The following is a 12,490-nucleotide window of genomic DNA, read 5'->3' as shown; positions in this document are numbered from 1 at the left end:
GCCAAGCCCACCACCGCCCCGAAGAAGCGCACGCCCACGGCGTCGGTTCCGCGGAGGGCGTGGTGGTGCCGGGGGAGGGCGCGGCGAGCGGCTTCTCTTCCCGCGTACCCCATCCCGGGGCGATCCAGAGGATCCCGCCGATCAGCGTCGCCACGACGACACCCGAGACACCCGCCAGCACGGGCACGATTAGGCCCTTATGGCCACCCGGCGAGCCCGTCGGCCCGCCCGCGCGGGGCCCGTTCGGAGCCATGGGTCCGCTCGCGTGCGGCCCGTTCGGCACCGGCCCGCTCATGTGCGGCCCGTTCGGAGGCATCGGCCCGCCGGCGTGCGGCACGGGCGGGTTGTTCCCGCTCAGCAGCCGCAGCAGCACGTCCCGCATGGTCGGCCGGGCCCGCGGATCCTTGGCCAGGCAGGCGTACACGATCGAGCGCAGCGGATGCGGCAGGTCGCCGAGTTGCGGCTCGTTGTTCAGGATCCGGTTGATGATGGCGGGCAGCGTGTCCTGACCGAACGGCGGCGTTTCCGTGGCCGCCCACACCATCACCGACGCCCAGGCGAACACGTCCGCCGGCGTCCCCACCGGCTGTCCCGCCAGCTGCTCGGGCGCCATGTACGCGGGCGTCCCCACGATGCCGCTGGTGTGGGTGGCCGCGTCGTCCATGGCGCGGGCGATGCCGAAGTCGATGACGCGGGGGCCGCCCGGGCCGAGCAGCACGTTCGCGGGCTTGAAGTCGCGGTGGACGATGCCCGCCGCGTGGATGGCGGCCAGCGCGGTGGCCGTGGCGACCGCCAGCCGCTGCAGATCGGCCCCGGCGTGCCGGCCGGCCTCGTGCAGCGACGGGCCCTCGACGTACTCCGTCACGATGTACGGCTGCCGCCCCAGCGAGGCGTCCAGCACCTGCGCGATGCAGAACGGCTCCACCCGCCGCGCGTTCTCGATCTCCTTCGCGAACCTGTCGTCGAACCCGGCCCTCGAACGCAGCACCTTGACCGCCACCCGCGTGCCGTCAGGCGCCTGCCCGAGGTAGACGGTCCCCTGGCCGCCCGAGCCCAGCCGGCCGAGCAAGCGGTAGGTCCCCACCACCGCCGGGTCGTCCTCCCGCAGCGGTTCGACGTGCGCCATGAGAGAAGTTGACTCCTGAGACGGGTTTGGTAGATCTTTACGTACGATACCCACCCGAAAGAAGTTTTGTAGCGAAGTTACTGGCATGTAGGAAATCGCCACGTCAGCCAGGAAATTCGATCGCGGATCCGCGTACGGACTTCTATCGTGACAGCACCGACCACGGACCCAGGAGGCCCGCCATGCACCGCGACGAGATGTCCTTTTGAGCCCACCAGCAAGCGCCGCCGGGGGTTCCCTCTAGCGAGACGCACGTCAAACGCGGCGACCGGCGCGTCGGCCGCGGCAAGGAGCTGATCGAGAAGCTCGGCGGCAAGGACCCGTGCCCCTGCGGCTCAGGGCGGCGCTTTCCGCCGCTGCTGCCGTCCGACCGGCCGCTATGACGACACGCTCGGCGACTACTACGTCCGCGACCGCTCCTAGCCACCGCAGTGGCTGCCCGGCCTTCACCGGCGAACCGTTCGCCGCCCGGCACCGTCGGCGGCGGGACACGCAATTGTCGGTGAGGCCTGGCAGGGTGGCTCCGCATCCTTCCGGCCGTCCCAGCCACAAGGGCCGGACGCCGTCGACGCGGGAGGGCCGGAAAGAGGTGCCCGGAAAGATGTGCATGGTGCGCGCAGCTCACCGGAGCACAACCGGGCCACGCCCGTCCACCGGCCGCGCGTCCAGATGGGGGCACGTCGGGTCGTTCCGCCACCGTCATGTGAGGTCGTCTGCCGTCGCGGGTCCCGCGGGCATCGGGTCTGTGCGCCGTCGTGGCGCGGGGCGGAGCGGTGGCCGGTGAGCGGTTCCGTCCGGATGATGCTCGCGCCACTGGCTGTCCGCGATTTCCGCCGCTACTACGCCGGGCAGACGGCCTCGGCGTTCGGCGACGCGCTGACGCCGCTCGCCATCGCGTTCGCCGTCCTCGGCCTCACCGGATCCCCGGTGGACCTCGGGATCGTGGTGCTGAGCACCCGCCTGCCCGTGATCCTGCTGACCTTGCTGGGCGGCGCGGCCGGCGACCGGTTCTCGCGCAGGACCGTCATGCTGCTCGCCGACCTGACCCGGTTCGCCGCGCACGGCGTGACGGCGGTGCTGCTGCTCACGGGCACGGCGAGTGTCTGGATGTTGGTCGTCCTGCAACTCGTCGCCGGCGCGGGTTCGGCCTTCTTCAACCCTGCCGCCGTGGGACTGGTCGCCTCGCTGGCCGGCCGGGAGCGGCTGCAGGCGGCCAACTCGCTGATCTCGCTCTCCAGGAGCACGGCCTCGATGCTGGCTCTCGGCACGGCGGGAGCGCTCGTGGCGCTGGCGGGGCCGGGCTGGGCGATCGCGGCCGACGCGCTGACGTTCCTGGTGAGCGCGGCCTTCCTCTACCGGTTGCCCGCTGACCTGGCCGCCGAGCGGCTCCAGCGCGGCGGCGGGCTGCTGGCGAGCATCCGCGGCGGGATCGCCGAGGTGCGCGGGCGCTCCTGGTTGTGGGTCTGGACCATGCACGCCGCGGTCACCAACCTGATCGTGGTCTCCCCGATCCTCGTCCTCGGCCCGTACGTCGCCGATCGCCACCTCGGCGGCGCTCCGGCCTGGTCGGCGATCGGCATCGCCTACGCCGCCGGTGGGCTCGCCGGCGGCCTGGTCGGGGCACGGTGGAGACCGGCACGGCCAATGGCGGCCGCCATCCTGTTCTTCCTCCTGATGGCGCCGTTCCCGGCATTGCTGGCGCTGCCCGCCGACGTCTGGCTGCTGGCGCTCGCGGCCGTCGCCGCCGGCCTGCAGCTGGTGGTCTACAACGTGCTCCAGACCACCTGCATCCAGCACCATCTGCCCGAGCGTTTCGTGGCGCGGGCGACGTCCGTCACGATGCTGGGCGGGCTCGTGGCCGCGCCGCTCGGCATGGCGCTGGCCGGCCCCGCGGTGGCCCTGCTCGGAACCCGTCCCGTGCTGGGCGTCAGCGCCGCGACCGCCGTGCTGCTGACGGCCGTCACTCTTGTGGCGCCGGCGGTGTGGCGCATCAGGGGAGACCACGCCGCACCCGCCTCCGGCCCGGATCTTGTGCCGGAGCCCACGAGATGAGGCCGCACTTCCCGCCGCCACCGGCGCTCTCACCGAACAGCGGCTCCCCTGATATACAGAGGGGTCGCTGTTCCGACCCGAGGAGACGATCATCATGGGCAAGGCATTCGTCGCGGTTCTGGCCGGCGGGGTGCTGCTCGCGACCGGCACGCCCGCGCTCGCCCCAACAGCCCGGGTGGCCGAAGCAACCCGTGCGGCCCAACCGGTCGGTGAGGGGCGGGCCGCTGGCACCGTCCGGGTCGCCAAGACCAGGCTGGGCCCGCAGGGCTACGGCAAGGTCAGGCTCGGGATGAGCGCGAAGAAGGCGAGAGCGACAGGCAAGATCGTGCTCAAGATGCCACTGCGGGGAGGCGCGTGCTCGGGGTGGGACCTGAAGGCACACCCCACCGGCAAGAACAGCGTGGGCCTGTACATCTCGAAGCGGCGCGGCGTGGCCGTGATCTTCGCCCCGAAGGGAGCCAGGACGCCGGAGGGCATCGGCATCGGCTCCACGACGAAGCAGGTCAAGAAGGCCTACCCGCGCTGGAAGAGCGCCGCGAGCGGCTTCCTCCTCGCCTCCGTGCCCGGCAACAAGAAGGCCTACTACGCCTTCATCGCCTCGAAGAACGGCACGGTCAAGGAGCTGGCGTTCGGGCTCGACACGCAAGACTGCGTCAACTGAACACGTGGCGGAGGACGGCGACATGGTGCGGGTGCTTCCGTCGCGGGCGTGGCCGCGTACGCTGTCGGCACCGTCGAGCCGGGCCGTCCGCACGCTGATCTGCGTGCTGCCGGACGCGGCGGGGGCGCGCTAGGCGCGAGGGCGCGGGAGAGAGGCGATCACGACCAGGCCGCCGCCCTCGCGCGGCCGTGCCCGCACCTCGCCGCCGTGCGCGAGCGCCACCGACCGCACGATCGACAGGCCCAGCCCGGCGCTCCTCCCCGTGACGGTCCGTTCGGCTCCGTGCCGGTGGAAGGGCTTGAAGAGCAGGGGGATGTCATACGGCGGCATGCTCGGCCCGGTGTTGCTGACCTCCACCTCGACCTTCCCGTCCGACACGGTGCGGCTCACCACCCGCACCCATCCGGTGCCGTCGTCGACGTTGTAGCGGATGCCGTTCTCCACGAGGTTGTGCACGAGCCGTTCGAGCAGCAGCGCGTCCCCGGTGGTGGGGGCCTGCTCGGCGACCTCGTACATCGTGACCTTGGCCTCGAAGGCGTCGGACGAGGTGTGGGCGACCACGTGGGTCACCACGTCGGCCAGGTCGACCGGCGACCGGTCCGCGATGTGCTGGTCCGATCTGGCCAGCAGCAGCAGTCCGGAGATGAGGCGTTCGTGGCGGGCGTTGATCTCCAGCAGGCTCTCGCCCAGCTCCTTGACGTCGGGCGTGGCCGTACGCCGGTGCATGGCCAGTTCGACCAGCGCCCGGTTCAGGGTCAGCGGGGTGCGCAGCTCGTGGGAGGCGTTCGCGACGAACCTGCGCTGCCCGTCGAAGGAGTGGTCGAGCCGCTCGACCATGGTGTCGAAGGTGTCGGCGAGCTCCTTGACCTCGTCGTCGGGCCCGTTCAGGGAGATCCGCTCGTGCAGGCCGCGCTCGGCCATCGGGGCGGCGGCGATCCTGCGCGCCGTGGCGGTCACCTGGTGCAGCGGCGTCAGCACCCGGCCCGCCACCACCCATCCGAGCGCCACCGCGGCGGTGCCGACGACGATCAGCGCGAGCGCTCCCTGGGTGATCAGCGACGTGGTGGCGAGGCCGCGCAACTCCGACTCCTGCTGCGCCAGGAACTCCCTGGCGGCCTCGCCCGAGAGCTCGACCCCGTTGTGGCGCAGGATCATCTGTTTGAACCTGCCGGGCTCCGGCGTGAACCGGCTCTCGAAGTACTGGTTGAGCTGCTGGTCGAACAGGAGGTAGGTGACGCCGAGCAGGGTCAGGCCCGCGACCATGAAGAGAGCGCCGTAGACGAGGGTGAGCCGCAGCCGGAGCGTCGGCTGCAGGATCGGCAGGCGCGGGATGATCATGCGATGCGATACCCCACTCCGGGCACGGTCTCCACGATCGGCGGGTCGGCGAGTTTGCGGCGCAGCTTGAGAATGGTGAGCCGGACCGCGCCGGTGAAGGGGTCGGCGTGCTCGTCCCACGCCTTCTCCAGCAGGTGCTCGGCCGAGACGACGGTCCCGTTCGCCCGCATGAGCTCGGTCAGGACGGCGAACTCCTTCTTCGACAGCGGCACGAACCGCCCGTTCCTGTACACCTCGCGCCGCGCCGGGTCGAGCGTGATCCCGGCCCGACGCAGCACGGGCGGCGCGGCGGGGCGGGCGCGCCGGCCCAGCGCCAGCACACGAGCGGCCAGCTCGGGGAAGGCGAAGGGTTTCGGTAAGTAGTCGTCGGCGCCCAGGGACAGCCCGGTCACCCGGTCGTCGAGCTGCGCGGCGGCCGTGAGCATCAGCACCCGCGCGTCGCGCTCCGACGCCACGAGCTGCTTGCACACGTCGTCGCCGTGCACGCGCGGCAGGTCGCGATCCAGCACGACGACGTCGTAGTCGTTGACCGCGATCCGCTCCAGAGCGCTCTCGCCGTCGTGGGCCAGGTCGACCGCGTGGGTCTCGTCCCGCAGCCATTCGGCGATCGCGTCGGCGAGGATGCGCTCGTCTTCCACCACCAGCACCCGCATGGCGTATCAGAGCCCTTTCATCCGCTTACCGAGGCTGATTGTGGCGCAGGCGATATTCGCTCGAAGTAAGCCGAAATGGAAACGTTGAGGAAACAGCGGGCCCTATTGCATCTCCCTCGACGACAGTTCGATGGAGGAGGGCATTGATGCGAGGACGAGTCCTCAGCGCGCTGGCCGTGGCGCCGGTCGCGTTCATCCTGGTCTTGACCGGATGCGGGTCCGGCAGCGGCGGCGGATCCGACGTGGCGTCGGTGAGCGGCGGCAGCGGTGACCAGGCCGCGGCCAGCGGCAAACCGAGCGTGGATCCGCAGGAACAAGGCCTCAAGTTCGCGCAGTGCATGCGCGAGAACGGCGTGGAGGTCGCCGACCCGGAGCCGGGCAAGGGCGTCAGGATGAAGCTGGAAGTGAAAGGCCCGGAGGATCGGGAGCGGGTCGAGAAGGCCCAGGAGGCCTGCAAGGAGTTCGCCCCGAGCGGGCAGAAGTCAGGCCAGGGCGACCCCAAGGCGGGCGAGAACCTGCGCAAGCTCGCGCAGTGTATGCGTGACAACGGCGTCGAAGCCTACCCCGACCCCGAGGGCAACATGATGCGCATCACGGGTGAGGTCGGCAACGACCCCGACTTCAAGGACGCGCAGGCCAAGTGCCAGAAGGAGTCCGCCGACGCCGGTATGGGAGATTCTTGATGGCTCCGGCGACTGACCGGGCCACGCCTCTCGACGGGAAGGCGGAGCCCGCCGCGGCGTCTTCCCGCCGCCGCCGCGGCGGGCGGGGCAAGCTGGTCGCCGGCCTGCTGGTCGCCGTGGCCGTCGCCGGCGGTGCGCTGGTGGCGGTGAACAGCGCGGGCCTGCTGGACGGGAACGTGGAGCCGGCGCAGCAGGCCGGTGCGCTGCCCCCTGCCACCACCGAGGTGACCAAGCAGACCCTGAACGACACCAGGGACGCCGACGGCGAGCTGGGCTACGGCCCGGTGACCACGGCGGTGAGCAGGGGACCGGGCACGATCACCTGGCTGCCCGACAGCGGCCGGCAGATCACCCGCGGCAAGTCCCTCTACCGGGTGGACAACGAGCCGGTCATGCTCATGTACGGCTCGACGCCCGCGTACCGCGACCTCAAGGCGGGTCTGGAGGGCGGCGACGTCGAGGCGCTGGAACGCAACCTCAGCAAGCTCGGCTACGACGGCTTCACCGTCGACGACGAGTACACCTACGACACGGCCGAGGCCGTCATGGAGTGGCAGGAGGATCGAGGGCTGGACGAGACCGGCGTGGTCGAGCTGGGCCGGATCGTCTTCGCGCCCGGCAAGGTGCGGGTGGAGAGCCTGGAGGCGGAGGAGGGGCAGCCGACCGCGCCCGGGCAGAAGGTGCTGACCTACACCGGCACGTCCAAGGTGATCACCGTCGAGCTGGACGCCGAGGACCAGCGGATGGCCAAGAAGGGCTCCAAGGTCGAGGTCACGCTGCCTGACGGCAAGAGCGTGGACGGCAAGGTGACCGAGGTCGCCACCGTCATCCAGCCCGGAGAGAGCCAGGACGCCGACCCGGAGACCCGGCTGGAGGCGCTCGTCTCGATCGGAGACTCGAAGGCCGCCAAAGGACTGGACAAGGCGGCGGTGGACGTGACGTTCACCGCCTCCAAGCGCAAGGACGTCCTGACCGTGCCGGTCGCGGCGCTCGTGGCGCTGCAGGAGGGCGGGTTCGGCCTCGAAGTCATCGAGGGAGGCAGGCCCCGGTACGTCGCGGTGGAGACGGGGCTGTTCGCCGGGGGCCGGGTCGAGGTCAGCGGCGACGAGCTCGCCGAGGGCATGACCGTGGGGATGCCGAAGTCATGACGTACCCCATGATCGAGCTGACGGACGTGTCCAGGACCTATCCCGGCGGTGTGGCGGCGCTGCAGTCCGTGTCGTTGCGGATCCGGCACGGCGAGCTGGCCGCCATCGTCGGGCCGTCGGGCTCGGGGAAGTCGACCATGCTCAACGTCATCGGCACCCTCGACCGGCCCTCCTCGGGGACCGTCCACATCGACGGCTACGACGTCTCGACGTTGTCGGACGGGCAGTTGTCGGCGCTGCGGGCCACCACGATCGGCTTCGTCTTCCAGTCGTTCCACCTTGCCGCGAAGGTCCCCGCGCTGGACAACGTGGCCGACGGGCTCGTCTACACGGGCCTCAGCAGGCCCGAGCGGCGCCGCCGCGCGGCGGCCGCGCTCGACCGGGTGGGGCTGGGGCACCGGATGGACCACGAGCCGCACGAGTTGTCCGGCGGTGAACGGCAACGCGTGGCCATCGCCAGGGCCGTGGCGGGCGACCCGCCGCTGGTGCTGGCCGACGAACCCACCGGGGCGCTGGACTCGGTGTCAGGGACGGGGGTGATGGAGTTGCTGCACGAGCTGAACGCGAGCGGCACGACCATCCTGATCATCACGCACGACCGGGAGATCGCGGCTGGTCTGCCCAGGCAGGTGCGGATGCGCGACGGCCGGATCGTCTCCGACTCCGCCGCCGCACCGCACAGCGAGCCCTGGTCCCGGCGCGCCGGATCAGGGGTGGCGTGATGGCGGGCATCGAGGTGGCGCGGCTCAAACCGTCGCCGGCCAGGATGCGGCTGGGCGATGTCCTGCGAGTCGGCGCGGTCGGCCTGCGCACGCGACCGCTGCGGGCGTTCCTGTCGGCGCTGGGCATCGCGATCGGCATCGCCGCCATGGTCGGCGTCGTCGGGCTCTCGTCCTCGTCGGGCGCCGAGCTCGACCGGACGCTGTCGGCGCTCGGAACCAACCTGCTCACCGTGTCGTCGGGCACCACGCTCATGGGCGAGGCGGCGCAGATGCCGAGGGACGCGGAGACGATGATCGAACGCATCGGCCCCGTCGAGCGGGCGTCGTCGGTCGGGAAGGTCTCCGAGGCCAAGGTCTACCGGTCGGAGCAGATCCCCGAGGCACAGACCGGCGGCATCAGCGCGTACGCCGCGAGCCTCGACCTGCCCGCCACGGTGGGCGCGACCCTGAGCAGCGGCACGTGGCTGAACGCGGCCACGGAAGGTTACCCCGCCGCCGTGCTCGGCTCCGTCACCGCCCAGCGGCTCGGCATCGGCGCGGCGGGAGCGGACACCCAGATCGTCGTCGGCGGCGTGCGGTTCACGGTCGTCGGCATTCTGAACCCGGTGGCGCTCGCCACCGACCTGGACAGCGGGGTCCTGATCGGCTGGCCGGTGGCGGAGTCGAGGCTGGACTTCGACGGCCACCCGACCACGCTCTACACCCGGTCGGAGGAGGCCAAGCTGGAGTCGGTACGCCAGGTGCTGGCCGGCACGGCCAACCCCGAGGCGCCGAACGAGGTGGACGTCTCGCGCCCGTCCGACGCGCTGGCCGCCAAGCAGGCGACCAGCCAGGCGTTCGCCAACCTCCTGCTGGGCGTCGGCGCGGTGGCCCTGCTCGTCGGCGGCGTCGGCGTGGCCAACACCATGGTCATCTCGGTGCTCGAACGCCGCGCGGAGATCGGCCTGCGGCGGTCCCTTGGCGCCACGCGCGGCCAGATCCGCACGCAGTTCCTCGCCGAGTCGCTGCTGTTGTCCGCGATGGGCGGGAGCGGGGGGATCATGCTCGGCATGGGCGTCACCATGGGGTACGCGCTCTACAGCGGCTGGCCGTCCGTGGTGCCGGCCTGGGCCACGGTGGGCGGCCTGGTGGCCACCCTGCTCATCGGCGCCGTGGCCGGTCTCTACCCGGCCATCCGCGCCTCCCGGCTGTCACCGACGGAGGCCCTGTCCACCCCGTGAGCCGCGGCGGGAGGGAGGCTGCGGTGGCGCATCCAGCGCGGGTATGGTGCGGCGTGGTCGAACACGTGAGTGATAACCAAGCTCGCGAGGAGGCCAAGACAGGGTCTACTCACCGCCGGGCCATCCGTGGGGAGCGCTTCAAGTGGCCGGAAACCGTCCCGGCGCACGGGGCGGGCCCCGGCACGTGTCAGGGCCGCCAGCGGCGCAGCCCGGTGTCCTGCTCGTACGGCTGCGCGTCCGGGTAGGTGACCAGTTCCACCACGCTGCCCCATGGTGTGCGGCAGTGGACGAACCGGTTGCGCTCGCCCGACTCCGGCCCCGGCAGCGGCACCGGCTCGGCCATCGGCGACCCGCCCGCCTCGATCACCCGCTGGACCGCCGCGTCCACGTCGTCGACGTACAGGGCGACGTGCTGCCACCCCAGATCGCACATGAGGACCGGGTCGGCCTGCCGCGGCCCGCCGAACTCGAACAGCTCGATCCCGGGCCCGTTGGGCAGCCGCAGCATGCGGATCGCCACCTCGACCGTCCCCTGGGGCACCCCGAGCCGCCGTTCGACCGCCCACCCTCCCTTCGGTCCCCGCTCCTTGGGCAGGGTGTCGTAGAGCACCTCGGCCCCGAACGCGTGGGCGAAGAACTTCGTCGCCTCGTCAAGGTCGGGCACCGTCACCCCGACGTGGTCGATGCCGTGCACGGTCATGGACTGTCTCCCCTCACGGCCGCCGAGCCGTCGTCGTTGCCGTCGTGCCGCGCCTTCCTTGTGCCGTCCACCGTGCCGTGTGGCTGGTGGGCCGCTGCCGGGCCGTCGTCGCGTCGTTCTCTCGCGCGCGGGGTCACCGGCCGCGGAGCCTGGAGATCAGCCCCAGGTCCTCCGCGCAGCGGCCGAGCCCGAGCGCCACGGACTCCAGCGGCCGTTCCGCCCTGCTCACCGGAATGCCCAGCGCCGCCCGCAACCGCCGGCCGAGCCCGCGCAGCAGCGCGCCGCCGCCCACCACCACCGCGCCGCGGTCGGCGAGATCCGAGGAGATCTCGGGCGGGCACTGCTCGACGGTTTCGATCGCCGCCCGCACGATGGACTCGATGGGCTGCCTGGTCGCCTCGTAGATCCGCTGCACGGGCAGCGGCACCGAACGCTCACGGCCGGTGTCGCTCTCGCGTCCGCGCACCGTGACCTGCCGATACAGTGGCTTCCACGCGCTGCCGGCACACCGCTTGGCCGACTCGGCCTCCTCCTCGTCGAGTTGCAGCCCGTGGTCGCGTTCGACCTGGCGGATGATGGCCCGGTTCATGCCCTCGCCTCCGCCGGGGACCGTGGCGGCCGCGATCACGGAGCCGTGGGAGAGCACGGCGATCCGGGTGGTGTCGCGCCCGATGTCGATCACCATGCGCCCGGCGCAGTCCTTGACCGGCAGGCCCACGCCCAGCGCCGCCGCCAGCGCGTGCGGGATCAGCAGGATCTGCCGGGCCTCCGTCTCGAACGCGATGTCGCGCAGCGCCGCACGTTCGATCGGGGTGGAGTTGTTCGGGAGCGCCAGCACGACGCGCGGCCTGGAGAACGGATGCCCGTGCACCTTGCGCAGGAAGTATCTGATCAGGTGCCGGGCGAGCTCGTCGTCGACCGGGAGGCCGCCGCTGACCGGCCAGCGTGTCTCTCCCCGCGCGCCCTGCGCGGCCTCGGTGCCGTATCCGACGACCCGGCCCGTGCGGCTGTCCAGCATGACGGCGGAGGGCTCGTCGAGCACGATGCCTTTGCCCTTGACGTAGATCCGGGTGCTCGCGGCACCCAGATCCATCGCCAGGTCATGACCGAGCACGTTCATCGCGGCACGTCCATCGTGGCATTCGGGGCGTCGACCAACATGCGGGGTGTATTTCCTGGGCCACTCCAACACAACACCAGCAACCGAACGGTCTCCCTTTACCCGGCGGGCGTACGCTTCCGTCGTGCTCGACTACGACCTCGAAGCCGCACATTACGACGAGACCCGTGGCGGTCTGCCGCGGGCCGAGGCCGCCGCCGAGGCCGTGCGCGGGCTGCTGCCCGGGGGCACGCTGCTCGACGTCGCGTGCGGCACCGGGCTGGTGACCAGGGAACTGGCCGGGCGCGGCCTGCGGGTGCTCGGCGTGGACGCCTCCGCCGGCATGGCGCGGGTCGCCGCAGGGCGCGTGCGCGTAACCCTGGGTGACGGCTGCGCGTTGCCCGTACGCGACGGGGCGGTCGACGCGGTCACCACGATCTGGCTGCTGCACCTGCTCGACGACGCCCGTCCCGTGATCGCCGAGGCCGCGCGCGTGGTGCGGCCAGGCGGGGTGTACGTCACGACGGTCGACAAGCGGGCCGCCCACGGGCCTGGAGGCCGGCGGCATCCCGCCGACGCCCCGGAGCTGGTCGTGGCGGAGGCGTCCCGGCACGGTCTGCGGCAGGCCGGCGAGGCCACGTTCGTGGGTCACGGGCAGGGGCGGGACGGGCCGGACCCGGTGTTCCGGCTGCTGGCGTTCACCCGCGACGGGTGACAGGGCGAGGTCGGTTTCGCGTCGAAAGCGACGCCGTGCGAAGCTGTCGTTGTCCCCAACACCATGGAGGTCCTCATGGCGGAATCACCGGAGCCGGAAGTCAGCGAAACTCCCGAGGACGAGATGAAGCGCAAGTTCCGCGAAGCACTGGAGCGCAAGCGCAACCAGCACGCGGGCTCCGGCGCTGGTGGCAGGGGCGTCGACCCATCGAAGATTCACGGGACGCACGGCCCGGCTGCGAGTAAGAGATCGTTCAGGCGCAAGAGCGGCGGCTGAGCCGGAAGGAACTGAGGGGGTACGGCATGCCGTACCCCCTTTCGTATTCCCGCGCTAGGTAGATCTTTGCCCGGTTGATGGCGAATCGTTTGCGTAT

The 12,490-nt window shown here is 71.5% G+C and carries 15 protein-coding genes; 10 read left to right on the top strand and 5 right to left on the bottom strand.

Going from position 1 to position 12,490, the window contains the following annotated elements:
• Positions 1-1,126: serine/threonine-protein kinase (locus E1294_RS34680; RefSeq protein WP_165977627.1), on the bottom strand; the 1,126-nt coding region annotated here is incomplete at its 3' end.
• A 293-nt stretch (positions 1,127-1,419) separates the two neighbouring features.
• Here E1294_RS34680 and E1294_RS58355 point away from each other — a divergent pair.
• The 4 genes from E1294_RS58355 to E1294_RS57490 all read left to right on the top strand — a co-directional run bounded on the left by E1294_RS58355 (position 1,420) and on the right by E1294_RS57490 (position 3,972).
• Positions 1,420-1,509 (top strand): SEC-C metal-binding domain-containing protein, encoded by a 90-nt coding sequence (locus tag E1294_RS58355; protein WP_220448092.1) that lies wholly within the window; start codon positions 1,420-1,422, stop codon positions 1,507-1,509.
• A 397-nt stretch (positions 1,510-1,906) separates the two neighbouring features.
• Positions 1,907-3,178 carry an MFS transporter gene (locus tag E1294_RS34670; protein ID WP_165977626.1) on the top strand — a complete coding sequence of 424 codons (1,272 nt, stop codon included), beginning with the start codon at positions 1,907-1,909 and terminating at the stop codon, positions 3,176-3,178.
• 94 nt (positions 3,179-3,272) lie between these two features.
• Positions 3,273-3,839 carry a hypothetical protein gene (locus tag E1294_RS34665; protein WP_132515195.1) on the top strand — a complete coding sequence of 189 codons (567 nt, stop codon included), beginning with the start codon at positions 3,273-3,275 and terminating at the stop codon, positions 3,837-3,839.
• Between the two features lie 4 nt (positions 3,840-3,843).
• Positions 3,844-3,972, top strand: coding sequence for a hypothetical protein (locus E1294_RS57490; protein WP_281284558.1), 129 nt, complete (start codon positions 3,844-3,846; stop codon positions 3,970-3,972).
• On the opposite strand, the gene E1294_RS34660 is transcribed toward E1294_RS57490, so the two are convergent.
• Together E1294_RS34660 and E1294_RS34655 are read right to left on the bottom strand one after the other, a co-directional pair.
• Positions 3,969-5,177 carry a sensor histidine kinase gene (locus E1294_RS34660; RefSeq protein ID WP_132515194.1) on the bottom strand — a complete coding sequence of 403 codons (1,209 nt, stop codon included), beginning with the start codon at positions 5,175-5,177 and terminating at the stop codon, positions 3,969-3,971. The genes E1294_RS57490 and E1294_RS34660 overlap by 4 nt on opposite strands.
• A complete protein-coding gene (locus E1294_RS34655; protein WP_132515193.1) occupies positions 5,174-5,830 on the bottom strand; it encodes a response regulator transcription factor in 657 nt (218 codons plus the stop codon). The genes E1294_RS34660 and E1294_RS34655 overlap by 4 nt, the downstream gene beginning before the upstream one ends.
• 146 nt (positions 5,831-5,976) lie before the next feature.
• On the opposite strand from E1294_RS34655, the gene E1294_RS34650 reads away from it, so the two are divergent.
• From E1294_RS34650 to E1294_RS34635, 4 genes are read left to right on the top strand one after another with little or no spacing between them, the layout of a single operon-like run.
• Positions 5,977-6,513, top strand: a complete 537-nt coding sequence (locus E1294_RS34650; RefSeq protein ID WP_132515192.1) for a hypothetical protein — start codon at positions 5,977-5,979, stop codon at positions 6,511-6,513.
• On the top strand, positions 6,513-7,661 hold the full coding sequence (locus tag E1294_RS34645) for an efflux RND transporter periplasmic adaptor subunit (protein WP_132515191.1): 1,149 nt from the start codon (positions 6,513-6,515) through the stop codon (positions 7,659-7,661). The genes E1294_RS34650 and E1294_RS34645 overlap by 1 nt, the downstream gene beginning before the upstream one ends.
• Complete coding sequence (locus E1294_RS34640) at positions 7,658-8,383, top strand: ABC transporter ATP-binding protein (protein WP_132515190.1); 726 nt, start codon at positions 7,658-7,660, stop codon at positions 8,381-8,383. Before E1294_RS34645 ends, E1294_RS34640 begins: the two co-directional genes overlap by 4 nt.
• Entirely contained in the window at positions 8,383-9,603 is a 1,221-nt protein-coding gene (locus tag E1294_RS34635) for an ABC transporter permease (RefSeq protein ID WP_246083498.1), read from the top strand. The genes E1294_RS34640 and E1294_RS34635 overlap by 1 nt, the downstream gene beginning before the upstream one ends.
• A gap of 187 nt (positions 9,604-9,790) precedes the next feature.
• On the opposite strand, the gene E1294_RS34630 is transcribed toward E1294_RS34635, so the two are convergent.
• Both E1294_RS34630 and E1294_RS34625 read right to left on the bottom strand, forming a co-directional pair.
• Complete coding sequence (locus E1294_RS34630) at positions 9,791-10,303, bottom strand: VOC family protein (protein WP_132515189.1); 513 nt, start codon at positions 10,301-10,303, stop codon at positions 9,791-9,793.
• 133 nt (positions 10,304-10,436) lie between these two features.
• Positions 10,437-11,423, bottom strand: a complete 987-nt coding sequence (locus tag E1294_RS34625; RefSeq protein WP_132515188.1) for a rod shape-determining protein — start codon at positions 11,421-11,423, stop codon at positions 10,437-10,439.
• 124 nt (positions 11,424-11,547) lie between these two features.
• Here E1294_RS34625 and E1294_RS34620 point away from each other — a divergent pair, with 124 nt between their 5' ends.
• Together E1294_RS34620 and E1294_RS34615 are read left to right on the top strand one after the other, a co-directional pair.
• A complete protein-coding gene (locus E1294_RS34620) occupies positions 11,548-12,117 on the top strand; it encodes a class I SAM-dependent methyltransferase (RefSeq protein WP_132515187.1) in 570 nt (189 codons plus the stop codon).
• Positions 12,118-12,192: 75 nt separating this feature from the next.
• Positions 12,193-12,393: a DUF5302 domain-containing protein gene (locus E1294_RS34615; protein ID WP_132338076.1), complete on the top strand. Its 201-nt coding sequence runs from the start codon at positions 12,193-12,195 to the stop codon at positions 12,391-12,393.
• Positions 12,394-12,490: the final 97 nt, after the last annotated feature.

The sequence above is a fragment of the Nonomuraea diastatica genome (genome assembly GCF_004349015.1).
Lineage (GTDB): Bacteria > Actinomycetota > Actinomycetes > Streptosporangiales > Streptosporangiaceae > Nonomuraea > Nonomuraea diastatica.
The sequence above is the reverse complement of the archived record's forward strand: the minus strand, read 5'-3'. Positions and strand labels throughout refer to the sequence as shown.